The 26901-nt window shown below is 60.1% G+C and carries 24 protein-coding genes and 1 pseudogene; 12 read left to right on the top strand and 13 right to left on the bottom strand.

What is annotated here, in order from left to right; genetic code table 11:
• Positions 1-8 precede the first annotated feature (8 nt).
• On the bottom strand, positions 9-608 hold the full coding sequence (locus tag AC1RNA_RS12295) for a DNA-3-methyladenine glycosylase (protein ID WP_492951297.1): 600 nt from the start codon (positions 606-608) through the stop codon (positions 9-11).
• A 155-nt stretch (positions 609-763) separates the two neighbouring features.
• On the opposite strand from AC1RNA_RS12295, the gene lipA reads away from it, so the two are divergent.
• Entirely contained in the window at positions 764-1732 is a 969-nt protein-coding gene (lipA, locus tag AC1RNA_RS12290) for a lipoyl synthase (protein ID WP_009339440.1), read from the top strand.
• Positions 1732-2199, top strand: a complete 468-nt coding sequence (locus AC1RNA_RS12285; protein ID WP_009339441.1) for a type II toxin-antitoxin system RatA family toxin — start codon at positions 1732-1734, stop codon at positions 2197-2199. Before lipA ends, AC1RNA_RS12285 begins: the two co-directional genes overlap by 1 nt.
• 82 nt (positions 2200-2281) lie before the next feature.
• Here the strand turns inward: AC1RNA_RS12285 and AC1RNA_RS12280 are convergent.
• Positions 2282-2650: pseudogene (locus AC1RNA_RS12280) on the bottom strand (CinA family protein); the annotation flags it as partial.
• A gap of 55 nt (positions 2651-2705) precedes the next feature.
• The gene (locus tag AC1RNA_RS12275) at positions 2706-3905 is read right to left on the bottom strand and encodes a bifunctional 2-C-methyl-D-erythritol 4-phosphate cytidylyltransferase/2-C-methyl-D-erythritol 2,4-cyclodiphosphate synthase (RefSeq protein ID WP_009339443.1); all 1200 of its coding nucleotides are present in this window, start codon (positions 3903-3905) and stop codon (positions 2706-2708) included.
• Positions 3906-4211: 306 nt separating this feature from the next.
• Between AC1RNA_RS12275 and dusB the strand changes: the two genes are divergently transcribed.
• The 8 genes from dusB to hflX all read left to right on the top strand — a co-directional run bounded on the left by dusB (position 4212) and on the right by hflX (position 14249).
• The gene (gene dusB / locus AC1RNA_RS12270; RefSeq protein ID WP_492951547.1) at positions 4212-5165 is read left to right on the top strand and encodes a tRNA dihydrouridine synthase DusB; all 954 of its coding nucleotides are present in this window, start codon (positions 4212-4214) and stop codon (positions 5163-5165) included.
• Complete coding sequence (locus tag AC1RNA_RS12265; protein WP_009339445.1) at positions 5162-6319, top strand: two-component system sensor histidine kinase NtrB; 1158 nt, start codon at positions 5162-5164, stop codon at positions 6317-6319. The genes dusB and AC1RNA_RS12265 overlap by 4 nt, the downstream gene beginning before the upstream one ends.
• 9 nt (positions 6320-6328) lie before the next feature.
• Positions 6329-7774, top strand: coding sequence for a nitrogen regulation protein NR(I) (gene ntrC, locus AC1RNA_RS12260; protein ID WP_009339446.1), 1446 nt, complete (start codon positions 6329-6331; stop codon positions 7772-7774).
• Between the two features lie 150 nt (positions 7775-7924).
• Complete coding sequence (locus AC1RNA_RS12255) at positions 7925-10204, top strand: sensor histidine kinase NtrY-like (protein ID WP_492951296.1); 2280 nt, start codon at positions 7925-7927, stop codon at positions 10202-10204.
• The gene (gene ntrX, locus AC1RNA_RS12250; protein ID WP_009339448.1) at positions 10194-11564 is read left to right on the top strand and encodes a nitrogen assimilation response regulator NtrX; all 1371 of its coding nucleotides are present in this window, start codon (positions 10194-10196) and stop codon (positions 11562-11564) included. The genes AC1RNA_RS12255 and ntrX overlap by 11 nt, the downstream gene beginning before the upstream one ends.
• 3 nt (positions 11565-11567) lie before the next feature.
• Positions 11568-12425 carry a D-amino-acid transaminase gene (locus AC1RNA_RS12245; RefSeq protein ID WP_492951295.1) on the top strand — a complete coding sequence of 286 codons (858 nt, stop codon included), beginning with the start codon at positions 11568-11570 and terminating at the stop codon, positions 12423-12425.
• A gap of 171 nt (positions 12426-12596) precedes the next feature.
• Positions 12597-12845 carry an RNA chaperone Hfq gene (gene hfq / locus AC1RNA_RS12240; RefSeq protein ID WP_009339450.1) on the top strand — a complete coding sequence of 83 codons (249 nt, stop codon included), beginning with the start codon at positions 12597-12599 and terminating at the stop codon, positions 12843-12845.
• A gap of 9 nt (positions 12846-12854) precedes the next feature.
• A complete protein-coding gene (gene hflX, locus AC1RNA_RS12235) occupies positions 12855-14249 on the top strand; it encodes a GTPase HflX (protein WP_492951294.1) in 1395 nt (464 codons plus the stop codon).
• Positions 14250-14251: 2 nt separating this feature from the next.
• Here hflX and mazG read toward each other — a convergent pair whose 3' ends face one another.
• On the bottom strand, positions 14252-15091 hold the full coding sequence (gene mazG / locus AC1RNA_RS12230; protein ID WP_492951293.1) for a nucleoside triphosphate pyrophosphohydrolase: 840 nt from the start codon (positions 15089-15091) through the stop codon (positions 14252-14254).
• Between the two features lie 126 nt (positions 15092-15217).
• On the opposite strand from mazG, the gene queC reads away from it, so the two are divergent.
• Entirely contained in the window at positions 15218-15925 is a 708-nt protein-coding gene (gene queC / locus AC1RNA_RS12225; protein WP_492951292.1) for a 7-cyano-7-deazaguanine synthase QueC, read from the top strand.
• A gap of 9 nt (positions 15926-15934) precedes the next feature.
• Here the strand turns inward: queC and AC1RNA_RS12220 are convergent, their stop codons facing one another.
• The 5 genes from AC1RNA_RS12220 to AC1RNA_RS12200 form a co-directional block, all read right to left on the bottom strand.
• Positions 15935-16879: a class I SAM-dependent methyltransferase gene (locus AC1RNA_RS12220; protein WP_492951291.1), complete on the bottom strand. Its 945-nt coding sequence runs from the start codon at positions 16877-16879 to the stop codon at positions 15935-15937.
• Positions 16880-16973: 94 nt separating this feature from the next.
• Positions 16974-17312, bottom strand: coding sequence for a hypothetical protein (locus tag AC1RNA_RS12215; protein ID WP_492951290.1), 339 nt, complete (start codon positions 17310-17312; stop codon positions 16974-16976).
• A 75-nt stretch (positions 17313-17387) separates the two neighbouring features.
• The gene (locus AC1RNA_RS12210; RefSeq protein WP_492951289.1) at positions 17388-18611 is read right to left on the bottom strand and encodes a glycosyltransferase family 4 protein; all 1224 of its coding nucleotides are present in this window, start codon (positions 18609-18611) and stop codon (positions 17388-17390) included.
• Positions 18608-19888 (bottom strand): glycosyltransferase family 4 protein, encoded by a 1281-nt coding sequence (locus AC1RNA_RS12205; protein ID WP_492951546.1) that lies wholly within the window; start codon positions 19886-19888, stop codon positions 18608-18610. Before AC1RNA_RS12205 ends, AC1RNA_RS12210 begins: the two co-directional genes overlap by 4 nt.
• A complete protein-coding gene (locus AC1RNA_RS12200; protein WP_492951288.1) occupies positions 19885-20682 on the bottom strand; it encodes a WecB/TagA/CpsF family glycosyltransferase in 798 nt (265 codons plus the stop codon). The genes AC1RNA_RS12205 and AC1RNA_RS12200 overlap by 4 nt, the downstream gene beginning before the upstream one ends.
• Before the next feature lie 165 nt (positions 20683-20847).
• On the opposite strand from AC1RNA_RS12200, the gene AC1RNA_RS12195 reads away from it, so the two are divergent.
• Positions 20848-21948, top strand: coding sequence for an endo-1,4-beta-xylanase (locus tag AC1RNA_RS12195; protein WP_492951287.1), 1101 nt, complete (start codon positions 20848-20850; stop codon positions 21946-21948).
• A gap of 1 nt (position 21949) precedes the next feature.
• Here the strand turns inward: AC1RNA_RS12195 and AC1RNA_RS12190 are convergent, their stop codons facing one another.
• The 4 genes from AC1RNA_RS12190 to AC1RNA_RS12175 are packed head-to-tail and all read right to left on the bottom strand — an operon-like array spanning position 21950 to position 26855.
• Complete coding sequence (locus AC1RNA_RS12190) at positions 21950-23392, bottom strand: lipopolysaccharide biosynthesis protein (RefSeq protein WP_492951286.1); 1443 nt, start codon at positions 23390-23392, stop codon at positions 21950-21952.
• A 2-nt stretch (positions 23393-23394) separates the two neighbouring features.
• Positions 23395-24444, bottom strand: coding sequence for an acyltransferase family protein (locus AC1RNA_RS12185; protein WP_492951285.1), 1050 nt, complete (start codon positions 24442-24444; stop codon positions 23395-23397).
• A gap of 28 nt (positions 24445-24472) precedes the next feature.
• Positions 24473-25558, bottom strand: coding sequence for a glycosyltransferase (locus AC1RNA_RS12180; protein WP_492951284.1), 1086 nt, complete (start codon positions 25556-25558; stop codon positions 24473-24475).
• 10 nt (positions 25559-25568) lie between these two features.
• The gene (locus AC1RNA_RS12175; RefSeq protein ID WP_492951283.1) at positions 25569-26855 is read right to left on the bottom strand and encodes a VpsF family polysaccharide biosynthesis protein; all 1287 of its coding nucleotides are present in this window, start codon (positions 26853-26855) and stop codon (positions 25569-25571) included.
• Positions 26856-26901: the final 46 nt, after the last annotated feature.

Below are 26901 nucleotides of genomic sequence, written 5' to 3'. Positions count from 1 at the left end.
AGCTCTGCCTAGTCCTTCGGAAACGGCTTGCTCAAAAACCGCGAGCCTTTCACGCCATAGCGCCACGGCAGTTCGGCTGCCTTGGTGATCCCGATACGCACACCGGAGGCGATCTGCGGCACTTCGGTGCGCGCATGAATGGCAATTGGCGACGCATCGAGCGCGCAGCCATTATGCTTGATGGTCACGGCGAGAGCGGCACACACTTTGCCCGGCCCTGAACACAGCGACCGTTCATCGTGCAATCCGCGCCGGCGGCGCATTGCAGCCAGCCCGCGCGTGGGCTCCACCGCCCGGATCAGAACTGCCGCCGCCGAACCCTCCGCCTCACAGACGAAATTCATGCACCAGTGGATGCCGTAGGAACGATAGACGTAGAGATACCCCGGCGGGCCGAACATCACCTGTGTGCGGGGCGTGATGCCACGATAGGAATGCGCGGCCGGCTCGGTCTGATGGTAGGCCTCGACCTCGACGATGGTACCGCCTACGCCATTCACCAGTAGTGTCGCGCCAATCAGCTCCGGCGCAATTTCATGAACGCTGCGGGCGAAGAAACTGCGCTTTAATTGCTTGCCCAGCGCGGGGCGATGATCGGTGGCAGGCATCGGGGCAGGGAAGCGATGAATCGGCGGGGCATGCACGGCGCATGGAAATATGCTAGGCAGGGACGTTACCTCGCCGGTATGGGTTGCTGCAATCGGCATGTGATCCTACTTTGGGAAGCGCGGAAACCGCCGCAACGGATACAGACGGGCTTTTGATGGTCACCTTGATCGACACGATTTCGGAGCGGCAGGTCAGGCCGCGTCACCCGGAAAAGGCCAATCGCCCCGACTCGGTTTCGCCACCTAAACCTGACTGGATTCGCGTCCGTGCGCCGACCTCGCGCAGTTACGCCAACACCCGCAACATCGTGAAGGAAAACGGCCTCGTCACGGTTTGCGAGGAGGCGGGCTGCCCGAACATCGGCGAGTGCTGGGACAAAAAGCACGCCACCTTCATGATCATGGGTGACACCTGCACGCGAGCCTGTGCATTCTGCAATGTGCGGACCGGCATGCCGGACGGGCTCGACCCTGATGAACCCGCACATGTGGCGCTGGCAACCAAGAAGCTGGGCCTTGCGCATGTCGTCGTCACCTCCGTCGACCGCGACGATCTCGCTGACGGCGGCGCCGAACATTTCGCGCGAACCATCCGCGCAATCCGCGAAAGCTGCCCGACCACGACCATCGAGATTCTCACGCCGGATTTCCTGCGCAAAGATGGCGCGCTCGAGGTTGTCGTTGCCGCCAAGCCCGACGTGTTCAACCACAATCTCGAAACCGTACCCTCGCGCTATCAAAGCGTACGCCCCGGCGCGCGATATTTCCATTCGGTGCGACTGTTGCAACGAGTGAAGGAAATCGATCCCACGATCTTCACCAAGTCCGGCATCATGGTCGGTTTGGGTGAGGAACGGCACGAAGTGCTGCAGGTGATGGACGACCTGCGCTCGGCCGATGTCGATTTCCTCACCGTCGGGCAATATCTGCAGCCCACTCTGAAACATCATGCGGTGATGCGTTACGTCACGCCGGAAGAATTCAAGGGCTATGAGCAGATCGCCTTCACCAAGGGCTTCCTGATGGCCTCGGCAAGCCCGCTGACGCGTTCCTCGCACCATGCGGGCGAGGATTTTGCCAGGCTCAAGGCTGCGCGCGAGGCCAAGCTGCAATCCGCGGGCTGATGCCGCAATTTTCCAACAGGCGGCGCGTTCGCCACAGCGCCTCGCAGATGTTCGATCTCGTTGCCGATGTCGAACGCTATCCGCAATTCGTGCCGCTGTGCCAATCGCTGAGAGTCCGCCACCGCACGGTCAACCCTGACGGGACAGAGACCATCGTCGCGGACATGAGCGTATCGTTTCAACTCGTGCGCGAAACCTTCACCAGCCGCGTCACACTCGACCGCCTGAATTTGAAGATTGTGGTCGAGTACCTGAAAGGGCCGTTCTCGAGGCTCCAGAACCGCTGGACATTCGACGCCAAGGGCGACGACACCTGCGACGTAAATTTCTTCATCGCCTACGAATTCAAGAGTCGGATGCTCGCGGTGTTGATGGGCGCGATGTTCGACGCCGCTTTCCAGAAGTTCGCGTCGGCGTTCGAGAAGCGCGCGGACGCAGTCTATGGACTGCCGCGCGCGAACGCTTGACCGGCGCTTTTGGCCCGCGCGCCATCTCGATGAGCATTTTCAGCGCTTCGATGACGGACTGCTGCCGGACGCTGCTGCGCCCAATAGCGCCGAACCGCTGTTCGTGATGGATGATGCGCCCGTCGCGCGCCGCCACCGCGAAGTGGACAAGGCCGACTGGCTTGCCCGGCGTGGCGCCTCCCGGTCCGGCGATGCCGGTGATGGCCACCGCGAGATCGACGTCGGCATGTTCGAGGGCGCCGAAGGCCATCGCGATTGCGACTTCCTTGCTGACCGCGCCGAAGGTCTCCAGTTTGGCTGTCTCGACGCCGATCATCGCGTGCTTGGCTTCGTTGGAATAGGTGACGAAGCCTCGATCGACAACATCTGAGGAGCCGGGCACTTCGGTCAGCGCCGCCACGACGAGACCGCCGGTGCAGGACTCGGCCGTCGCGATCTTCAGCTTGCGCATCCGGCAGAGATCGAGGAGGGAGCGGGACAACGCCCGTGTGGCGCTGTCGCTCATCTCAGTGGCTCCCGGTCATATCGTCCGCCCAGGGCAGGCGGATGGTTGCTGCCGCCGTCGCAGCAATGCCTTCCTGACGGCCGGTGAAGCCGAGCCGTTCGCTGGTCGTCGCCTTTACCGCCACGCGCGACACTGGCAGGCCGGTGATCTCGGCGATCTTCGCGCGCATGGTCTCGCGCAAGGGACCGACCTTCGGCGCTTCGCAGATCAGCGTGACTTCGAGATGGGCGATGCGGCCGCCGCGCTGTTTCACCAGATCGACAGCATGGATCAGAAACTGATCGGAGGCGGCACCCTTCCACTTCGGATCGCTCGGCGGGAAGTGCGAGCCAATATCTCCATCCGACAGCGCGCCCAAAATCGCATCGACGATCGCGTGCAAACCGACATCGCCATCGGAATGGGCGAGGAAGCCGCGATGGAACGGCACCTTTACGCCGCACAGCCACAGATGGTCTCCGTCGCCGAACGCATGCACGTCGTAGCCGGTGCCGGTGCGGACATCGCCGAGCGCGGCAGCAAGGCGGATTTCCTCGCGGGAAAAATCTTCGGGGGTGGTCAGTTTCATATTGGCAGCATCGCCTTGAAAGGTTGCGACCGTCAATCCTGCCCATTCAGCAAGCGCGGAATCGTCGGTGAAATCGTCTCGGCCTTCGGCGGCGGCGCGACGGTGCGCCTCGAGGATGGTCTGATACGCGAACGCCTGCGGTGTCTGCGCGATGCGCAATGCCGCGCGGTTCGGTGTGTCCTCCACAAGTCCGGTGCCCCCGACACGTTTCACCGTGTCGTTGACCGGGACCACGGGAATCGCCGCTCCAGTCGCAAGCGCTGTGTTGATCGCGCGGGAAATCACATCCTGTGTCACGAAAGCGCGCGCGGCGTCATGAATCAGAACGATGTCGGGTGCCTCGGACACCAGTGCCTCGAGCCCGGCGCGGACCGATTGCTGCCGCGTGGCGCCACCGGCGACGGCAGGGCGATAAGTCAGCCCTTGCACGGCTTCCGCGAATAAAGCCGCGTCGTCCGCGTGGCGGACCGGCTGGACCGCCGAAATACCAGGATGGGTGCAGAAGGGGGTCATGGCGCGGGCCAATACACTCTGGCCGGCCAGCGTGCGGTACTGCTTCGGGCTGCCAGCCCCGGCGCGAAGGCCGCGCCCGCCAGCAACGATAATGGCGGCTGCTCGTTTGGAAGAGGGCATTGAACTCACAACAGAAAAGAGGATTGGGCCGTTCCTTAGCACAGGCTGGCCCGGATTCGGAGGCTTCTGTTCCCTTTCTGACCCTATGTCCTTTCAATCCTTCGCCAAAAATGCTGCGCCGCACTTGTGTTTTGAATGATTTTGTCTAATCTATAGGCAGTAAGATGATTTGCTTATTTAATATGCGGATCATTACTGGCTTTTTTTGCCAACGGAAAGACCACGGTGCCTGTCGACCCGACTCCCATCGTAAAAGGCCTTCGAATTGGCGGTATCGACATCGCCAACCGGGTGCTGCTGGCACCGATGTCCGGCATTACAGACGCGCCCTTACGCCGTGTTGCAGCCAGGCTCGGCGCGGGCCTTGTCGTTTCGGAGATGACGGCGAGCGACGATCTGGCGCGCGGCCGTGCGATGTCCGTCCTGCGCTGCGAGGCGGCGGGGATCGGACCGCATGTCGTGCAGCTTGCCGGCTGTGAAGCAAAATGGATGGCGGAAGGCGCACGCATCGCGGAAAGCGGCGGCGCGGACATCATCGACATCAACATGGGCTGCCCCGCGCGGCACGTCACCGGTGGACAGTCAGGTTCTGCGCTGATGCGCGATCTTGATCATGCCATGACGCTGATCGAGGCGACCATCGCGGCGGTGAAAATTCCGGTGACGCTGAAGATGCGGCTCGGCTGGGATCATGCGTCGCTCAACGCGCCTGAACTTGCGCGTCGCGCCGAAGCATCCGGCATCCAGATGGTGACCGTGCATGGCCGCACCCGCTGCCAGTTCTACAAGGGTGACGCGGACTGGAATGCCGTTCGCGCCGTGCGCGAGGCGATCGCCATTCCGCTGGTCGTCAACGGCGATATCGCCAGTTACGAAGACGCGGTGGCCGCGCTTGCCGCATCCGGTGCGGACGCGGTGATGATCGGTCGCGGTGCACAGGGTCGTCCATGGCTTCCCGGGCAGATCGCGCGGCAGTTGGCGGGTGGGGCGGCGGAGACCGATCCTGCGCTCGACGTGCAGCTCGGCTATCTGCGCACACTCTACGACGACATTCTTTCGCATTATGGCGCGCGTATCGGGTTGCGCCATGCCCGCAAGCATCTCGGCTGGGGCCTTGATGTCGCTGAAGAGGGCGCAGGTGCCGGCATCACCGCATTGAAGGAATGGCGCGGAAAGATCCTCACCAGCGAGCGGCCCGATGACGTTCATGCCTTGCTCGATCAGGCTTTCGATTCCTTTGCACGGAGCGCGGCAGCATGAGCGTCGCGGCGGACGAACGAACGACCAACGGCATCAGCGAAGCGATGCTGAACGCGCTGCCTAATCCGGTGATGCTGGTCGCGCCTGACGGACGGGTGGCCGATGCCAATATGGCGGCGGAAGCCTTCTTTGAAACTTCGATCCAGCATCTCAAGCGCCTGTCGCTGAAAGACTTCATCCCTTTCGGCAGTCCGCTACTCGGGCTGATCGAACAAGTCCGCCGCGAGGGCAATGCCGTCAATGAATACAAGGTCGATCTCTCGACGCCGCGCATCGGTGCTGATCGCCAGGTCGATATTCACGTCGCGCCTCTGCCGGAGCGGCCGGGGCATATCGTCGTCATGCTTCAGGGCCGCACCATCGCCGACAAGATGGACCGTCAGCTCACCCATCGCAGCGCCGCGCGATCGGTCACCGCGCTCGCCGCGATGCTCGCGCATGAGATCAAGAATCCGCTCTCGGGCATTCGTGGCGCGGCGCAGCTTCTGGAGCAGGCCGCGACACCCGAGGATCGCTCGCTGACGCGGTTGATCTGCGACGAGGCCGACCGTATCGTAACGCTGGTCGATCGCATGGAGGTGTTCGGCGACGAGCGCCCCGTCGCGCGCGGGCCGGTCAACATCCACTCAGTGCTCGATCATGTGAAGCGGCTCGCACAGTCCGGATTCGCCCGCAACATCCGTTTCATCGAGGATTACGATCCCTCACTGCCGCCGGTGCTGGCCAATCAGGACCAGTTGATTCAGGTCTTTCTTAATCTGGTGAAGAACGCCGCGGAAGCGGTGGCCGATGTCGATGAGCCGGAAATCGCGCTCACCACGGCCTTCCGTCCCGGCGTGCGCCTGTCGGTCCCCGGCAAGGCCACGCGCGTGTCGCTGCCGCTGGAGTTCTGCGTCAAGGACAACGGCCACGGCGTGCCGGACGATTTGCTGCCAAACCTGTTCGATCCATTCGTGACGACCAAGCCGACCGGCAGCGGGCTTGGCCTCGCACTGGTCGCGAAGATCGTCGGCGACCATGGCGGCATCATCGAATGCGAATCTCAGCCGCGGAAAACGATCTTCCGTGTGCTGCTGCCGATGTTCAACTCAACCCAACCCCACAGCGACGGGGAAGCCGCGGGAACGGCCTCCAGACGCGATAGCGCCACATGAGGAAGATCCATGCCAGCAGGTAGCATTCTAGTCGCCGACGACGACACCGCGATCCGCACCGTGCTCAATCAGGCGCTGATCCGCGCCGGATACGAAGTGCGGCTTACCAGCAACGCCGCGACGCTGTGGCGCTGGGTCAATCAGGGCGAGGGCGATCTCGTCATCACCGACGTGGTGATGCCGGACGAAAACGCCTTCGACCTGTTGCCGCGGATCAAGAAGCTGCGGCCGAACCTGCCGGTCATCGTCATGAGCGCGCAGAACACCTTCATGACCGCGATCCGCGCTTCCGAGCGCGGGGCCTATGAATATCTGCCGAAGCCCTTCGACCTGAAGGAACTGATCGCGATCGTCGGCCGCGCGCTGGCCGAGCCGAAGGAGCGTCCGGGGGGGGCTCCGGATGAGGGCGAGTTCGATTCCATTCCGCTGGTCGGCCGTTCGGCCGCGATGCAGGAAATCTACCGCGTGCTGGCGCGGCTGATGCAGACCGACCTCACCGTGATGATCACCGGCGAGTCCGGCACCGGCAAGGAATTGGTGGCGCGCGCGCTGCACGATTACGGCAAGCGGCGGAACGGGCCGTTCGTCGCCATCAACATGGCTGCGATTCCGCGCGATCTGATCGAATCCGAACTGTTCGGGCACGAACGCGGCGCCTTCACTGGCGCCAACACCCGCGCCACCGGCCGCTTCGAGCAGGCGGAGGGTGGCACGCTGTTCCTCGACGAGATCGGCGACATGCCGATGGAGGCGCAGACAAGGCTGCTGCGCGTGCTGCAGCAGGGCGAATACACCACCGTCGGCGGCCGTACCGCGATCAAGACCGACGTACGGATCGTGGCAGCCTCCAACAAGGACCTGCGCATCCTGATCCAGCAGGGTCTATTCCGCGAGGATTTGTTCTTCCGGCTCAATGTCGTGCCGCTGAGGCTTCCACCTCTGCGTGAACGCATCGAGGATCTTCCCGATCTTGTCCGGCACTTCTTCGCGCTGGCAGAGAAGGACGGTCTGCCGCTCAAGAATCTCGATGCCCAGGCGATGGAGCGGATGAAGCAACACCGCTGGCCCGGCAACGTGCGTGAACTTGAAAACCTCGCGCGCCGCCTAGCTGCGCTGTACCCGCAGGATGTCATCACCGCGTCCGTCATCGAAGGCGAGCTTGCCCCGGCTGCTGCCGCCGGAGCCGCCTCAAACGGCGGGCCGCAGAAGGTCGAGAATCTCGGCAATGCGGTCGAGAGCTATCTCGCTGCGCACTTCGCAGGTTTCCCGAACGCGCTGCCGCCGCCCGGCCTGTACCACCGGATTTTGCGTGAGATGGAGGTTCCGCTGCTCACCGCCGCCTTGGTGGCAACGCGCGGCAACCAGATTCGGGCCGCCGATCTCTTGGGGCTGAACCGGAATACCCTGCGCAAGAAGATCCGCGACCTCGATATTCAAGTCTACCGCACCGGCTAGGTATCCCCCAGCCGGGGCATTTAGCCGTTGGATAGGGCAAATCCTCTCTGAGTGCGCCTAGGAATTGTCGCAATTCGGCAACATTGTGATATGAATGCATCACTGATGCGGTAATGCCGCATCTGTTTATCTCCTCTTGCATCATCGGGCATGACCGCTTCGGAGACTTCGGCCTCGATCGAACCCCGCTTTGCCGAGCCGCAGGGCAGGCGGCTGCGCTGGCTGCTGATGCCGGTCGCGGTCGCGCTAGCGTTGATCTCCGCGTTCCTGACCTTCGTGGTGCTGACCGGCCTCACGCCGATCATTCCGACCCACGGGGTGGTGATCGGTTTCCTTCTTATCAACGCAGCCACCATCCTGCTGCTTCTGCTGATCATCGGCCGGGAAATCTGGCTGGTGATCCAGGCACGGCGGCGGGGGCGGGCGGCGGCGCGCCTCCACGTTCAGATCGTGGCGCTGTTTTCGGTCATCGCAGTTCTGCCAGCCGTGCTGGTGTCGATCGTCGCCAACGTCACGCTCGATCGCGGCCTCGACCGATTGTTTTCCGGCCCGACCAAAGCGGTGATCCAGAATTCGCTGACCATCGCCAATGCTTATCTCTACGAGCACGCCCAGCTGATACGCGGCGACGTGCTCGGCATGGCCAACGACCTGAACAACGCGCGACCCCTCTGGGATCAGGACCGCCAGAGCTTCCGCAACGTGCTGACCCAAAACGCCAGAGCACGCGATCTACCGGGCGCGATGATCATCGACAAGGACAGCAATGTCCTCGAGACAGCCGCCAACGGCATCACCCAGACCTTCACCACCCCCGCGCCGGATTTTCTCAAGAACGTCACTGAGGACGACCCGCAGATCGGTGTCTTCATCCAGCAGAACTATGTCGCGGCGGTGATCCGGCTGCGCGCGTTTCAGGATACGTTCCTGTATGTGGCGCGGCTGCTCGATCCGCGCGTTGTTGCACAGTTGCGGCAGACCCAAGCGAGCGTCGCCGAATACAGCGAGCTTGAATCGCGCAAGCTCGGCATTCAGGTCGCCTTCGCGCTGATGTTTACCGTGATCGCCCTCACGGTGCTGATGTCGGCGGTGGTAATCGGCCTGAATTTCTCGAACCGTCTGGTAGCGCCGATCCGGCGTTTGATGAGCGCCGCCAATCTGGTCTCGACCGGCGACCTGCACGTTCAGGTGCCAGTTATCAAATCCGAGGGCGATCTCGCCAACCTCGGCGAGACCTTCAACAAGATGACACAGGAGTTGCGCACCCAGCGCGACGAGCTTGTGAGCGCCAGTAACATGATCGACAGCCGCCGCCGTTTCATCGAGGCGGTTCTGCTGTCGGCAAGCGCAGGCATCATCGGCGTCGACAACAACGGCATCATCGGCATTCTCAACCGCTCGGCGGAAAAACTGATCGGACTTGTCGAAACCGAGGCACTGAATCACCCATTATCGGAGGTTGTTCCCGAACTGAACGACTTGATGGAGAACGCCAAGAGCGGCTCTCACCGCCTGTTGCAGGGCGAAATCGAGATCAACCGCGCAGGCATCGCACGCAACCTGTCCGTCCGTGTCACGGCCGAGCAGTCAGGGCAGGCACAGGAAGGCTACATCATCACACTTGACGACATCACCGAGCTGGTATCCGCACAGCGCACCTCCGCGTGGGCCGACGTAGCGCGGCGCATCGCCCATGAAATCAAGAACCCGCTGACGCCCATCCAGTTATCGGCGGAACGCATCCGCCGCAAGTTCGGCAAGACCATTGTCGAGGATCGCGCGGTGTTCGATCAGTGCACCGACACCATCGTGCGGCAGGTCGACGACATCCGACGCATGGTGGACGAGTTCTCCAAGTTCGCGCGAATGCCGAAGCCTGTGATCGAGGGCGAAGACGTCGCCGATACCGTACGGCAGGCCGTATTCCTGATGAGGGTCGGACATCCCGACATCGATATCGAGGCCGATATCAGGCAAGAGCCGATGCGGGCCCATTTCGACCGCCGGCTGATTTCGCAGGCCCTGACCAACATCATCAAGAACGCCACCGAGGCAATCGGCGCGGTGCCACCGGAAGAACTCGGCAAGGGACGGATCGACGTCACGGCCGCGCAAGAGGATGACGATATCATCATCGATGTCATCGACAATGGCGTCGGCCTGCCCAAGGAAAGCCGCGCGCGGCTGCTTGAGCCTTACGTGACTACGCGCGAGAAGGGCACCGGCCTCGGCCTCGCCATCGTCGGGCGCGTACTCGAGGATCACGGCGGCAAAATCGAATTGAACGACGCCTCAAACATCAGACCGGGGCAGAGGGGCGCTTGGGTGAGACTGCGCTTTGCCGTCTTGGGCCGCCCGAAAGACACAGACGTAAACACCAGCGATACGCCACAAAAGACAGAAACAGCGGAAGCAACCCATGGCGAATGACATTCTAATCGTTGACGACGAAGCCGACATCCGCGACCTCGTAGCCGGCATCCTCGACGATGAGGGGTATAAGACGCGAACCGCGCGCGACAGCGACACAGCACTTGCGGAAATATCCGCTCGCCGGCCGAATTTGATCTTCCTCGATATCTGGATGCAGGGCAGCAAGCTCGACGGGCTGCAACTGCTCGAACAGATCAAGAAGGATCATACCGATGTGCCGATCGTGATGATCTCCGGTCACGGCAACATCGAAACCGCTGTCGCCGCGATCAAGCGCGGCGCCTACGATTTCATCGAGAAGCCCTTCAAGGCCGACCGGTTGGTGCTGGTTGCGACGCGCGCGCTGGAGAATTCGCGGCTCAAGCGCGAAGTTCGCGAACTGAAGCAGCTCGCGCCTTCCTCCGGTTCACTGATCGGTAAATCGCCCTGCATGAACCAGTTGCGCCAGACCATCGACCGAGCAGGCAAGGCCAATAGTCGCATCATGATCGTGGGACCGTCGGGAGCAGGCAAGGAGTTGGTCGCGCGCACGCTGCACAATCTGTCGAGCCGCGCGTCGGGGCCGTTCGTGGTCATCAACGCCGCCGCAATCACGCCGGAGCGGATGGAAGTCGAGTTGTTCGGCGTCGAACTGGCCGACGGCGAGACCGGCCGCAAGGCGGGTGCCCTGGAAGAGGCGCATGGCGGTACGCTGTTCATCGACGAAATCGCCGATATGCCGCGCGAGACGCAGAACAAGATTCTGCGCGTACTGGTCGATCAGACCTTTCAGCGAGCGGGCGGCACGACCAAGGTGAATGTCGATGTCCGTATCATTTCGTCCACCTCGCGCAATCTGGAGGCAGAGATCGCGGAAGGACGCTTCCGCGAAGATCTCTATCATCGCCTTTCGGTGGTGCCGATCCGGGTGCCGCCGCTGGCCGAGCGCCGCGAGGACATTCCAGAACTCGTCGATTATTTCATGGACCAGATTTCAAGCACCACGGGTCTGCCGAAACGCAAGATCGGCGAGGATGCGATGGCGGTGCTGCAATCCCACGTCTGGCCGGGCAACGTGCGCCAGTTGCGCAACAACATCGAGCGCGTGATGATTTTGGCCGGCGGCGAACCCGAGGCGACGATCACGGCCGATATGCTGCCGCAGGACGTCGGCTCAATGATTCCGGCGATGCCGACCGGCGTGAACGGCGAACACATCATGGGGCTGCCGTTGCGCGAAGCCCGCGAGGTGTTCGAGCGCGACTACCTGATCGCCCAGATCAGCCGCTTTTCCGGCAACATCTCGCGGACGGCGGAATTCGTCGGCATGGAGCGGTCCGCGCTTCATCGCAAGCTCAAGGCGCTGGGAGTCGGCTGAGCGATGGCGCGCATTGCTTACGTCAACGGCAGCTATTGCGATCTGCGCGATGCAGCCGTCAATATCGAGGACCGTGGCTACCAGTTTTCCGACGGCGTCTATGAGGTCTGCGAAATCCGTAACGGGTCGCTGGTCGATCTACCCCGGCACATGGCGCGGCTGAAGCGTTCGCTCGGCGAAATCCGCATCGCGATGCCGATGGCTGAGGCCGCGCTTGCGACAGTGATGCATGAGGTCGTTCGTCGCAACCGCATCCATTACGGCCTGATCTATCTGCAGATCACGCGCGGCGTCGCGCACCGCGATCACGCTTTTCCATCTCCCGCAGTCAAGCCCAGTCTGACGGTTACGGCGAAAAGCCTCAACTTCGAGAGGAACCAGGCCATCGCGGCCAAGGGCATCGCTGTCATCACGGTGCCGGAAAACCGCTGGCCGCGCGTCGACATCAAGTCGGTGTCGCTACTGCCGAACGTGCTCGCCAAGCAGCAGGCCAAGGAGCAGGGCGCCTACGAAGCGTGGTTCGTTGGCCCCGATGGTTGTGTCACCGAGGGCTCATCCAGCAACGCATGGATCGTCACCAAGTCCGGAACCGTGGTCACGCGCTCGGCCGAAAGCGGCATCCTGCCCGGCATTACCCGCGCCGTGCTGATTGAGGTATTGGCCGCCCTTCAAATCCGCCTGGAGGAACGCCCCTTTACACCCGCGGAGGCCCATGAGGCTGCCGAAGCGTTCGTGACCGCCTCCACACAGATTGTCATGCCGGTGGTGAAGATCGACGGAAAGCTGATCGGGACTGGCTCTCCAGGGTCGATTGCCCTGAAACTGCGCGACCATTTCCATGGTTTTTCGACGTTTTCTTGAGATTTTTGGCTGATTTAGGCTGTTCTGCCTACGATGTGGCCTTGCCTAACCTTTGGGCCTGCCCTTTAATCGCAGCGCAACACCCGGAGGGGGATCTCAGGGGGTGCGTCCGTCTGCAAGAATGCAGGCGGGAGACAACAAGAAACAGCTACGACTGCGGAAAAAATAACAATGGCAGCCGACCGCGCACAGAATCTGCAAGACACTTTCCTCAATCACGTTCGTAAATCGAAGATCCCGCTGACGATTTTCCTCGTCAACGGCGTCAAACTGCAGGGTATTGTCACTTGGTTCGACAATTTTTGCCTGCTGCTGCGGCGCGACGGTCATTCGCAGCTTGTCTACAAGCACGCGATCTCGACCATCATGCCGGGCGCTCCGATCTCGCTGTTCGAGGGCGGCGAGGACGCTCCAGCTTGAGGACCTTGCTTGGACCCGCATAGTTTCAGCGGGGCAGCCGACCGGCCGGGGGGGCAACCGGCACAGGGACGAACGGCGAGCCGGGTGCTCGTTGTCGGCCCGTATCGGCGGTTGCGCCGTGGCGGCGCCGACCTCGTATCGAACAGCAATGACGCTATCCGCGACCCGCAGGCTCGCCTCGATGAAGCCGTCGGACTTGCCCGGGCGATCGATCTCGTTGTCGTCGAAGCCCTGATCGCGCCGCTATCCGAGATTCGCCCGGCGACCTATCTCGGCACGGGTAAGGTCGAAGAAATCCTCGGCCTGATCAAGGCGCACGAGGTTGAACTCGTGGTGATGGATTGTGCGCTGTCGCCGATCCAGCAGCGCAATCTGGAGAAGGAGTGGAACGTCAAGGTGCTCGACCGCACCGGGCTGATCCTCGAAATCTTCGGCCGCCGCGCCAAGACGCGTGAAGGCACGCTGCAGGTCGAACTCGCACATCTGATCTATCAACGTAGCCGCCTCGTGCGGTCATGGACGCATCTGGAGCGCCAGCGCGGCGGCTTCGGCTTCATGGGCGGCCCCGGCGAAACCCAGATCGAGGCCGACCGCCGCATGATCGGCGAGCGCATCACTCGCATCGAAAACGATCTGAAGAAGGTGCAGGCAACGCGGCGGCTGCATCGCGCCGGACGCCAGCGCGTGCCGTATCGTGTCGTCGCTCTCGTCGGGTACACCAATGCCGGTAAATCGACGCTGTTCAACCGCCTGACGCGCGCGGACGTGCAGGCTGCCGACATGCTGTTCGCCACCCTCGATCCGACCTTGCGTGCGCTCAAGCTGCCGCATGGCGGCAAGGCGATGATCTCCGATACCGTGGGGTTTATCTCGGACCTGCCGACCATGCTGGTCGCGGCCTTCCGCGCCACGCTGGAAGAGGTGATCGAGGCGGACGTCATCCTGCACGTCCGCGATATTTCACACGAGGACGCCGAGGCGCAGGAGCGTGATGTCGATCAGGTGCTGCGGCAATTGAACATCGACACCGACTCCGGCCATCGCCTGATCGAGGTCTGGAACAAGATCGACCGGTTTTCACCGGAGGAGCGCGAAAATCTCGCACGCATCGCCGCGCGCCGGCCGCCGGAAAGGCCATGCTTTCTGGTGTCGGCGGAGACGGGCGAGGGCGTCGAAGCACTGCTGGAAGCCATCGAGGAGCGGCTTGCCGCCACACGGATCACGCTCGACCTTCGCGTCGACGCGACCGATGGCGCAGGCATTAGCTGGATTCACCGCAATGCCGAGGTGCTCGACAAACATCTCGATGAAAATCATTTCGACATGGTGATCCGCGTGGATGAGACCAAGCGCGATATCGCTATTGCGCGTTTCGGCGCGGTGCCGCGTGAACAGGACGACTGAAACTAGCCGCCACTCCCGTTTTCACGGGACTTTGCCTCGCACCATAACGCCTCCATGTCATCGAGCGTTGCCTGCTCGAACGGCATGCCCCTCTTTAACAGCTCCTGCTCGATGTAATTGAAGCGGCGCTCGAACTTCACATTGGCCCCACGCAGGGCCATGTCCGGATCGACCTTGGCGTGGCGCGCGAGGTTGACCACGGCAAACAGAAGGTCGCCGGTTTCCGCGACGATTTCCGTTGCGTCACCGCCATCGAGCGCGGCTTCGATCTCGTCGGCTTCCTCGCGGATTTTGGCGAGCACCGCGCGCGGATCGTTCCAGTCGAAGCCGACCGTGCCTGCTTTCTCCTGAAGTGCGAGGGCGTGAGCCAGCGCAGGTTGCCCGGATTTTACCGAAGCCAGCAGAGAGGGCGTTCCCTCAGGCTCCTCGCCGCGACGTGTGGCGCGCTCGGCTTTTTCTTCAGCCTTGATCCGCCCCCAGTTCTCCTTCACTTCGGCTGGCGACATGCGGCCTGCCTTGTCACCGAACACATGCGGATGGCGGCGGACCATCTTGGTGACGACGGCTGATACCACCTCGGGGAATGCGAAAGCGCCTTGCTCTTCCGCCATCCGGGCATGGTAGACGACCTGCAGCAGGAGATCGCCCAGTTCCTCGCGCAGATCGGCGAGATCTCCACGCGCGATCGCATCCGCCACTTCGTAGGCTTCCTCAACAGTGTAGGGCGCGATCGTCTCGAACGTCTGCTCCAGATCCCATGGGCAGCCGGTGACGGGCGTTCGCAACGCGGCCATGACTTCAAGAAGAGCGGCAATGTCGGTTGGGTTCGACGGCGGTTTCATAGGGCACCGGAATGATGGCAGATACCTTTCTATGCCGGATCGGTCAGCATTCGCCCAGCCTCAATCCTGCGTTCAATCCCGATATTCCACGGTTGGCGGGACCCATTCCGGGTGATAGATCGAACCATGGACAAAACACCCGAAAATGCCGCGCTGGTGCTGTTTTCCGGCGGGCAGGATTCCGCGACCTGTCTAGTGTGGGCGCTATCCCGCTTCGCGCGCGTCGAGACGCTCGGCTTCGATTATGGCCAGCGCCATGCCATCGAGCTGGAATGCCGCGCAACCCTGATTGAAGGCTTCAAACGGCTCAAGCCTGAATGGAAGACGAAGTTCGGCGAGGCGCACACACTCGCCATTCCGACGCTGGCCGAAATTTCGGACACTGCCTTGACGCGTGACATCGCGATCGAGATGGAAGAGGGTGGTTTGCCCAACACTTTTGTGCCCGGTCGCAACCTTCTGTTCCTCACCTTCGCGGCCGCACTCGGCTATCGGCGCGGAATCCGTCATATCGTCGGCGGCATGTGCGAGACGGATTATTCCGGCTACCCGGATTGCCGGGATGAAACGATCAAGTCACTGAACGTCGCGCTCAACCAAGGCATGGGCCGTGACTTCGAGTTGCACACGCCGCTGATGTGGCGTGACAAGGCACAGACATGGGCGCTGGCGCATGAGCTCGGTGGCGAGGCGCTGGTCGATCTGATCGTTCAGCATTCGCACACGTGCTATCTCGGTGAGCGTGGCGCGCTGCATGACTGGGGTTACGGCTGCGGCGAGTGCCCGGCGTGCCGGCTGCGCGCCGCAGGATGGGAAAAATACAAAGCCGCCTGAGCAACCTTCTCAACGCGGATGCTTGGCTGCGTAATAGCGCAGCATGTCCTTGGCGATCAGTTCTGTCTCGGAGCGGCGCCCGAAGAAGAAGACACCGCTTGCCGCATCGGATTTAGGGCCGGGCTTCGCAAAATAATCGATGAATCGCAGCCAGAAGAACGGCAGCGCCACGAGCGTTGCAATCCGGGTATTAAACCCAAGCGACAGTACGACATAGCGGATCGACCAGAGCAGCGCCTTGCCCGCACCGCCCACAGCACCGGAATCGATTTCCTCGAAACGTCGAAACAGCCAGCGATGGCCGCTCAAGGTGAACCGCGTGAAGTCATAAGCTTGTTCGTGAACCTGCTGGATGAATGGCGTATCGGCATAAACGATACCGCCAGGCTTCAGCACGCGATGGATTTCGTCAACGACGGCCGATGGATCCAGCACATGCTCGAGAACCGCCTGAATCCAGACGGCATCGAAGGTCTGATTCTGGAACGGGAGAAAATGCCCATCGGCCACAACGTTCGTGTTCCTTGACGCATAAACATCGGTGCCGACGATCTGGATGCCTTGCGTGTTATAAAGTGGGTCGGCGCCGGAGCCGATCGCGCCGCCGCCGATCACAAGCACGACAGGCCTTTGTATTTTACGCTCGAGAATTCGGACCATCTCTTTCGATTTCTGCGGCGTGACGGGGTTCGAGCCGGTGAGCATCCGCCGCAGGCGGAGCGCATATCCTCGCCCTGTATCATCCCGATCAAAGACCGACCCGCAATCGTCATCATAAGCGGCGCGTTCAAAAATACTGTGCTCGAAATCGATGAGAACGGGCTGGCCCGCGGCGCGGGGAAAACCCGTTTTTGAAAACACGCAATCTGTTCCGGAACAGCGGATAGGCGTTTCATTGAGATGGAGTTCCGAGTGACAGCGCGGACAACACAGCAAACGATCGATGTCGACCATCAGACCTCAAACAGTATCTCAGCGTGAATGCGCCTCGCAGGACAACATCCCAGCCAACGCAAGGAGACGAATCGGGTTCTGGGGGCGATAGCCGCTAGTTCAGTCCCTTGAGCGTCTTGCAAGGAGTTGCGGATGTCGATGATATTTTGACGATATCGAGGATCGACCGGCTCAGTTTCAAATCCCGCTTGGTGAGGAAACGAAGTGTGGCACGCGGGTTGGATTCGCAGAATTGCGACAATGTGGCGGCGGTTGCCGCAATCGTATCCTGCTTGGGCGTCACTGCGATGCCGCCATCCTTGAGGATGTAGGCATTCTTCACATTCGGCATCACTGCTGTGGTGGAGCAAATCTTGAACAGATTGGCATAGGCCGCAACCGGCATTGCCAGATCGCCTGCCATGCCGCCCAGCAGATACTCCCGGCTTCGCATGCAACCGTCGGCCGCGAATACCGACTGGCAGCCGATGCAAACTGCAACGCACGCAACTAGCAATCTTGGCATGGCTCAATGCACCAGAGGATGCCGCGCATCCGCCGCATCTTCAAACATAGGTGCCAATCTGATCGGTCCGTCTCCGGACGACGGATGAGAAAGGGGGGTATAGGGCAGACCATAGGTTTCGCCCGCACAGCGGCGCCACGACATCTCATGGGCGTGCATCTTCGCGGCATTTGCAAGATCAATCCGCAAGCCGCTGTCGAGAACCATCCGAGAAATCGCCCCGGCCACGGCGTTCGGCTCTGCTTCCGTCAACAGGCCGGTCGTTCCATTCATCACTGCATCGGGAACGCCGCCGATTGCCGATGCCACGCTTGGCAGCCCGCAAGCCGCAGCTTCCAGATAGACAAGGCCAAATCCCTCGACACGGCCCGATGAATCTGGCGTGCCGGTGAGGCAAAAGAAATCCGCACCGGAATAGAGATCACGAATTTCCTCATCATGCAGGGAGCCCAGCAGGCGAATGTCGCATGGCGATTGATCGACCATATCGCGAAATTCCTGGACGTAGTCGGATTCGCCCGGCGGGCCGACCACCAGCCATGTGACGGAGTTGCGAATGTGATCGGGCAATCGCTCAAGTGCTGAGAGGGTCAGGTGATGCCCTTTGCGACGGGTGATGCGGGCAACCGTCACCATTGCGATGCGGCTCGATTCGATTCCGTATAGCCAGCGCGCCCGCGACCGGCGTCTGTGCGGGCCAAACCAGAAATCGGAGACACCGAGCGATACTGCATTGATCTGCGCCCGGCTGACCGGAAAGCGGTCGCAGAACAGGTCGCGGGTAAATCCGCTGTTCGCGACAATCTCCGCGCGAGGGCCGAACACGCCAGTGCCACGAATGGCAAGCCGCTTGAGTGGCGTCTGAGTTTCGTTGATCTCCGTCCCGTGTACGGTCATCATCATCCGGCCGTTGATCTGATGGCGCGACATCGCCACGGGAATGAAGAACGGCCAATCCGCAGCATGAACGACGTCGTAATACGACTTGGCGGTTTCAGCGTGGACCAGTCTGACCTTGGCCGGCAGATCGCGCATGGAATGCAGGCCGCCATGAAACCGCGATACCTTGAACGGAAGATCGCTATCATCCGTTGGCTCGCCATAATCCGGCGCGACAACGGTAACATCCGCGCCAAGCTCCCAGGCTGCGGCGGCGATCTCGCGCGCATATGTGCCGATTCCGCCATTCGCTGGCGTGAACTCGCTGGTCAGCAGTAGAATTTTCACAGCAACCCCTCGTGACGTTGCGCCATCACAAGCGGATGGCGCGCGTTCTGGATTTCCTGGTGATAATGGAACACGCGTGCCAGTTGGGTGCCCGGGGTGAAGTTCTCGATCGACGCAGCGACCGTTTCCGGCTGCATCTCGCCACTGGCGATATGATTCTGGACTACAAGAAACCGCTTCACGAGCATTTCCGCTATATCGTCCGGCGAGCCTTCACGCGGCACCAGATAGCCACTCGTGCCGTCGTGAATGACCGACTCGAGCTGCGGCAAATGCACCGCGACAACGGGGCGACCGATGGCGAGCGTCTCTAGCACGCAACGGGGCATGCCTTCGAATTCCGAAGTTAAAATTCCCGCATGAGCTGATGCGATGGTTGCCGCCATTCCGATGGCGTCCTTGAACCCGTGGCGGGTGGTGATGTCCGCGATGTCCTCAAATTCGGCAAACCGGGTTGGATCGCTGGTCCCGACATAGTGAAATTCCAGGTTTCCGTGGAGCCTGTCGCGCAGCCGCGCGATGGTCCTGAACATCAGAGGCGGTTGTTTGAACTCGTCGAGACGGCCCGCGAAGATCACGCGGAACGGCAGGTTCGTCGAGGGGAAGGGCTGTGGCTGGAAGATGTTGGTATTCACCCAGGTCCACAGCGTATCGATCTTTGCCTTTTGGTTCGGATAGGTCTTCTGCAGGCGTTCCGTAATAAACGGATTAACGCAAAGAAATTTCTCGCTAGTGGCAATCGCAAATCGTTCGCCAGCATTGTGCACGAACGAATATTTGCTCAGTAACGAATCCATTTTCAGTTTCGGCGCGCCTTCTCCATGCAGCATTTGCACGAAGGGCAGGCGCAGGATGACTGGAAGCCATGAAAACTCCACACGCCGCAGATCGATGCTGCATTTCCGTGCCCGGATCAGGTGTGCGATCGCCCGGAAATTCCGCAACAGGGCCATAAAGAACTGACCGGTCAGCGACGAACGGATAGTTTTTGCCGCTTCGCGTGCCTGCTCGTCGGAGTAGCGCAAGATCGGCATGAAATCGAACTGGCGGCCACGGAAGGACAGGCGGCGAATTTTTCCGATTTCAAGATCGCCGATGGAATCGACGCCGATAAACAAAAGGTCCGTATCCGATGGATGAAACGTGATGAAATCGCGAATATAGGTTTCCAGGCCGCCAACCTTCTGGCCGCGCGGGTCGAACGGATGGATCAGACAGATCTGATAACGGCGGCGAGTGTTTCGCGCACGTTGGGCAAGGGTCACGTTTGATGTCATGCAGCCGTCCTTGTGCGCGCACTGATGATTTGAGGGAGAGTCTTGACGAATAGCTTCGGAATGACCGCCACGCATTTAGCGTAGCGCAGCCCGAGGCGTCTGGGGTTCTTCAGCATTCGCCATGCCCATTCGAGGCCGATTTTTTGCGTGATTGCCGGTGCGCGCCGCTGTGTTCCGGCAATGAAGTCGAGGCCCGCGCCGATACACAGAAAGCCCGTGCCGTCCAGCCGGTCGAGGCAACGCGCGGCAAACACTTCCTGTTTTGGCGCACCGAGCGCCAGAAAGCATAGCCGCGCTCCCGAGCGTCGAATGCTTTCAATGGCGAAATCTGCTTCCTGCGAGTAGGGATCGAAATCCGGCCCAGGCGAAAAGAAACCCGCGAAGCGAATACCCTTGTAACGCCGCGAAAGAGCCTTCGCGGTCTCCGCAAGCGTGACATTGTTCGAGCCGAGCAAAAAAATAGACAAGTGCTGTTTTTGCGCTTCCGCGCAGAGCGGCTCGATCAGATCAGCGCCGGTGGTGCGCTGGATATGAGTTCCAAGAAGTCTGCTCAATATTACAATCGGGAATCCGTCCGCCGTCACGAACCTCGCGCGACGATAAGCGTTGCGAAAATCGGCGCGCCGTTCGAGTTGAACCACATGATCGAGGTTGAGCGTGCAAACAGAGAATTTTTCTCCGCGTCGCGCCGCATCGATCACGGATGTCACGGCATCCGGCATCGATGGAACATTGATGGAAACTCCATCGACGGTGAGATTGTGACGCGAGCGCGCCAAAGACGTGTCCAACATGTCGATCCCCTGATGACGATTTGTCGGTACGCGCACACGAACACGCGGGAGCGTGAACAAACATCGAAGATCGATCTCGATGTTCAACGTCATCAAAATGGACCAATGCGACGCAAGCGTGGCGATGCTCGAATAATTTTTCTCATCACGTCAGGAGAAACATTCATGCAACACATCACGCGACGCGATACAATCGCAACACTCTCTGGTACAGCGATTGCCTTATTGTGCGGAACAGAGTCACGCGCATCCCTCGCAGAGAGCCTTGGTGATGTTGCCAAAAGCAAGAATGTGATGTTCGGCGCGGCCGCAAGCGGCGCAATCGATCACGACATTGGGTATCGTGATCTCTACACATCGCAAACACGTATCATCACAACCGATACTGCCTTGAAGATGGGCAGCATCGCGCCACAGCCGGGCGCAAAGCATTTCGAAGCAGCAGATAAACTGTTGCAATTCTGCACGACGAATCGCATTCCCATGCGCGGCCACTGCGTCATCTGGAACGAATGGGTTCCACAATGGGTGCGCAACATGTCGACCGACGAGCGGCGCTCATTTTTCGACCGCTATATTGAGGAAGTTGTCAGCCGCTATGTCGGCAAACTGCAATCGTGGGATATCATCAACGAGCCATTCTGGCCCGGCCACAAGGCACCTGGCGGGTATCGATTGGGCCCATGGTATGATGCGTTTGGAACGGATTATATCCGCCGCGCTTACGAGCGCGCTGGCACCGTCGACAAAACCACCAAATTCGTCCTCAACGAAGCGCAAACCGAGCGCGACGATTCTCTCGGGCTCACGGTGCGCGCCGGGTTGCTTGACCTCGTCAAGAAACTGAAAGATTCCGGCGTACGCCTCGATGTCGTCGGCTTGCAGGGTCACTTGCAACCGAAATACCCGCACGATCCCGCGCGGTTCATCGACTTCGTTCACAAACTCAGCGAACTTGGCGTCGATATCTACATCACAGAATTCGACGTCCGGGATGATACTTTCCCGGATGACGTCTCCGCTCGCGACGCCATGGTTGCAAAGACGGCGGAGGCTTTTCTCGATAACGTTCTCAAAATTCCTCGCGTCAAGGCGGTGATCGCCTGGGAACTGGCCGATAATTATTCGTTCTATACCGATATTGCCAAGAAGAAGGACCCGTCCGCCACCCGAATGCCGCGATCATTGCCCTATGACGCGAATCTACAGAAGAAGCCTCTCTGGTTCGCGATACAGCGGGCATTCGCTAACGCGAGCAAGGCATGAACTAACTCCGCAAGGGTTGATGCGCACGGACGATCCACAACTGAAACAGACTTCGCGCATAGAAAACGGCAAGCGCCGCAGCATAGATGCCGGCACCAATCGCGATGTGGAAGGCAAGGCCTGCGAAATTTGTCGCCTCCGGGAGGCGATACAGCACGACCATCATCAGGACGGTCGCCATCCCGGATCGCAGAAGGTGTGACACCGGCAGCGTCAGGCCGAATTTCGTAAAGCCAATAACAAAACTGACCGCGGCGGCGGCACAGGCTGACCCCACCGTTGCCGCTGCGGCGCCGACCAGACCCCAGCGGTGGATAAAAATCACGCTCAGAGTCACGGTAACGGCCGCATCGATCGACGATACCACCACCATCAACCGCGTCCGGTTGTGCAGCAGAAACACCTGATCGCCAAAATGGGCACGGAGGTTGCGGATAGAGCCTGCCAGCGCGGATAGCGGTAAAATCGCCAGAGTCGCCGTCTGAAACGGAGCCGCGATCAGCAGGTGCACGATCTCTACGCGAAGCGAGTATATCCCGGCAATGCTCGGAACCAGGATCGCGAACAGAAGCGCGCTGTTGTCCACGAGTTGGTCCATGGCGGCTTTGCTGCCGCCTTGTTCCATATGCTTCACCGCAAGCGGAAAAGCCGCTGCCGTGACCAGCATGGCGGCAACCGCGGCGGCGCGCTGGCCGAGCCCGTAGCCGACGGCGAACAAACCAGCCGCGGCAACACCCAGCATGTCATTGAGGATGAAACGCGATGCGTTGAGACCAACCCAACCCAATCCGCCGCCAATAATGATCGGCACGCCATAATGAAGAGCGTGGCGGAAAATCTCGCGATCGATCGGCCACAAGCGAGTGCTGTATCCGATGAACGGTAGCACGGCGATTGCGGCAAGAAGCTGCATCACGAAATATCCGGTCAGCGGCCATTCCGGCATCGGGCCGAACAGATGGATCAGAAAAAGGCCGAGCAGCAATCCGGCTGAGGGGCCGACAATTTGCTGGATGGAGTAGATTCCGATCTGGTGACGAGCCCGTGCGCGCTCTCCAATATAGAGGTTCAGCGTTCGCGAGATCACGTAACCGACGCTGGCGGCGAGGAGGAATGGACTCGCATCGGGCGCGATGACGACCAGCACCACGCCGACCATCGCAAGGCTCTGCAGAACCATCGAGACCAGGATGACGAAACTTTCCGTCGCATAAAATCGCTGCTCTTCACCCGCACTCTCATAACGCCCGAAGAATCGAAGCGCATATTGGGACCACCAGGACAAGAAACCGATCTGCAGCAACTCATGCGTCGCCGTCACCAGTGTGATAATTCCGAGCGTGTGATCGCTAACGACATGCGTCCAGACGATCATCGCCAGAAGCTGGAACAGCGGGCCGATCACCTGGGCTGGGAGATAAAGCAGGGTGTGTCGCAACAGCATGGTCAGGCCCCGACCCAGCGTCGCATCGTGCCAGGAGCAAGACGCCTGACGCAGACGAGAAAAAAAGCGATCAGGATCGCTGTCGCTGCAAACGTGAAGACAAATCCAGCAAGCGGCGTGAATCGATCGAAGGCGCCATGATCACGCAGGAACATGACAATAAAAATGTGCCAGAGATAGATGAAGTAACTGCCGGAACCGAGCATTGCGAGCGCAACCGATGCTGGACGCCAAGTGAGAAGCATCAAGGCGGCAAGGGATGCGTATCCGAAAAATGCCAGTGAGTCATAGTCGGCATCGTCGCCGATCTTCCACAGCCGGGCGCCAGCATAGATCACATAGGCAATCGCGGCAGCGGCCAGCAACAGCGCCTTCCGCTCCCGCAAAGTTTCGTTGAGCCGAAATGTTCCGGTCAGCAGACCCAAAGCAAGAAATGCAAACCAGAACGGGATGTCCCGCATCCGCACCTCTTCGATGAGGGAAGGCGAGAAACCTACTTTTGCAAGTAACGGATCGAGATAGGCACCCGTCAAAAGGCCAAATCCGATAGCTAAGACGAGCAACATCGCAAGGCTGTCGTGGCTGTCTCCCAATAATTTGGCGAGCTTGAGAACAAACCAGAGAGCAACGGTGCAGCCGACGTACACGAACACGTAGTAATACACGAACACATAGGCTAACCCGAACCGGGCAAGCGTCACATGTAATCGATGATCCATGTTCGGATTATGCAGCGCCATATAGATATAGGCGGCCAGGAACGCGATCGTGTAGGGAACTGTCGCCGTCATCACACGGCGGCCTAGCGGAATATGTGTCTTGCCTGCGGACATCATCCCCGATGCAAAGAGAAAGATCGGAACGCACGGCCTCAACGCGGCATCCAACATGATTGTCCAGCCAGAGGCGAGCGGCTGGGGCAGGGAATGAATGCCGATCACCATCAGGATCGCAATGCCGCGTATGCTGTCGATCGTGACGTCGCGCGCCTTGGAAGAGGGCACTGTCACGGCGTCAGCCCATGCTACCGGATTGCCTGCTGCCGTCGTCATTTTCACCTTTCGGGAGAGTTCCGGACGATCAGCGCGCGACAACGGAGCTGTTTCCAAGCGGCGCTGCATCCCGCAGGTGCTTCCGCGCCATCCGAGCAATCAGGTCAAGGACGGCGTCGCGATCCGATGCTGCCAGATTGTTCCACCGCGCCAGATTGTCTCGCGCTTGCCGCGCATGAATTCGTCTCCAGTCATTCGGCGCAACAAGTCGTGCAATACTCGCTGCGGCGGCGTTCGGATCAGTCGGATCGATGAAGATTCCGGATTGCCCCAGAACTTCCCGGAACACGTCGGCGTCCGGCGCCACAATCGGAAGCCCGCTATATTGAGCCTCTAGCAAGGGAAGCCCCAGCCCTTCATCGTGAGACGTGCAGATAAAGATATCCGCTTTCTCGAGAAGATCCGCGACAGCGGAAACAGACTGATACCCGTGCAATGTGACGCCTGGTATTTGCTCGAGTTGCCTCCAATCTGCTCCCCAACCGCGCCGGCCGATGATATCCAGCGTGGCTCCGGTAAATCCCTGAGCACGAAGCGCGATCAATATCCGCCCAGCCGCAACAAGATTCTTCCGTGGCTCGACAGTGCCGAGCGCAATGAGCCGGATGGAAGAAGCATCCACGGCGCGCTCTGCACGCATATCATCCGAAACATTGAACACATTTCGTACGGACGGACGGTAGAGCGTGATCTCGGCGTCCCTGCGGCTGTATTGCCTTAGTCGTTCACGCGTCGTCGCTGAGTTGGTCAAGAATCGTGGATAGCTCTGCAGTGCCAATTTGAATGGCGCGGCCATATAGAGCCGCGCGCGGCGATTGAGGTCGGCGCGGCGAGAAATAAGAAAATCGTCGTGAAAATAGGGCAGAACGCGCGATGCAAATGGCCTCAGAAGGGGGCTTGGTGGAAACCCGGGGCACAGCACAATCGAATCCGACGCTGCGAGCTTCATCGGAAGCTCCAGCGTCTGCCGTATAATCATCTGTCTCGTTCCCTGCGCCGTCACAGGAACGATGGGTAGCGGCGCAAGAGCTTCTTTCGAAAACAGCTCAAGCGTGATTCGCTCAAGACCGGTCACATGCCTCCCAAGATGAGTATGATCGACGTAGATGGTCATTGGGCAGACCTCATTGCATTCTATGCGCCAGCGCAAAGCGTGGCGACACTCTCTTTCTTTGGAACTGACGGTTATCGATTAGTCGCCACTCCTTCGGCAGAAGCAGTGTGATCAGAGCGACGAATTGAGCCAATTGAATGTTTTTCGATGAAAAGCTGACGGAGCTTGCTGCGATCATCAGCATCAACAAATAGATCGGCCATACGCCGCGATCCGATCTGCGTGTCAGATCGATAAAAAAGCACAAAAGACCGACCGTCATCAGAACGGTGTGAACGAGCCCGAACTGGGTAATGCACGATATCCAGAAATTTTCGATGCCATAGTTCAACCCGAGCTGGGATTGAAGAGCGGTGATCCGATCGGGACTGGCGCCGAGAAGGAGTTCCATCCAGTCGAGGTAAGAAAGCAGATGCAGCGTCGCAAATCTTGCGAGAGCGCTACCCTTGTCCGACGAAAACCGCAGCAACATCTTGTCGAAGATTCCGGAATCAAAGGCCACAAACGCGGCGCCCGCGAGCAATGAGACAAGGCACATGGCCGCGATGATACCGAGCAGTGACATCTGCTCCCCAAAGCCGAAGCGAAGGCCTTTCCAGCCGACAAGGCATGCCATTACGACGAGCGTCGTCATCAAGGCCGTCCTGCCGCCGAATACCATCAACGACACGAAACAGAACGCCATGATCGGCAATCTAAGAATCGCAGGAAGGATCGCAGGCCGCACCACCAGCGCCATGACGTAAGCAGCGATCAAGCCGGACGCAGTCAGAGGATGACCGAGCAGGGCGGATGAACGCCATTCACCGAGCACCAGGATATTGCCGACCGTCAGCGGAAACAGCCGATGACCGGAAAAATATTCATAATATCCGAGCGCGACATTGAGCAGAATGCCGGCATGAAACACCCAGGCTAGCACGCGCCGCTGTGAACTCGTCAGTTGCCAGACGACGAGACAGATCATCGGCGGCAACAGGAAGGAATCGATAATTGTCGTAAAGGGCCGCTTCAGAATGACGATCTGAAAGAACAGCGCAATCCAGCATAGAAACAGAACGATCGTCAGACGGGCATTCGCAAGGCTCGACAACAGGTTACTGATCGGATTGCCGTGGCGGATCAGACAGAGAAAGAAAGCCGCAAAAACACAATAGCTCGCGACATGGACCTTCTCCAGAAAAATGCCGCCGCTGGTGACATAGTGCACCTTCAGGTTGGTCAGCATGGATGACGAAAGACAAAGCAGCGCCACCACAGCCAGCAGCATCAGTCCAACGATCGCGACCTCGATCAACGCGTGGACCGTGGACGACTGATCGACTCCCGGCCTGCTTAATCCG

This window comes from Afipia sp. GW821-FHT14H12, assembly GCF_058803465.1.
The sequence above is the reverse complement of the archived record's forward strand: the minus strand, read 5'-3'. Positions and strand labels throughout refer to the sequence as shown.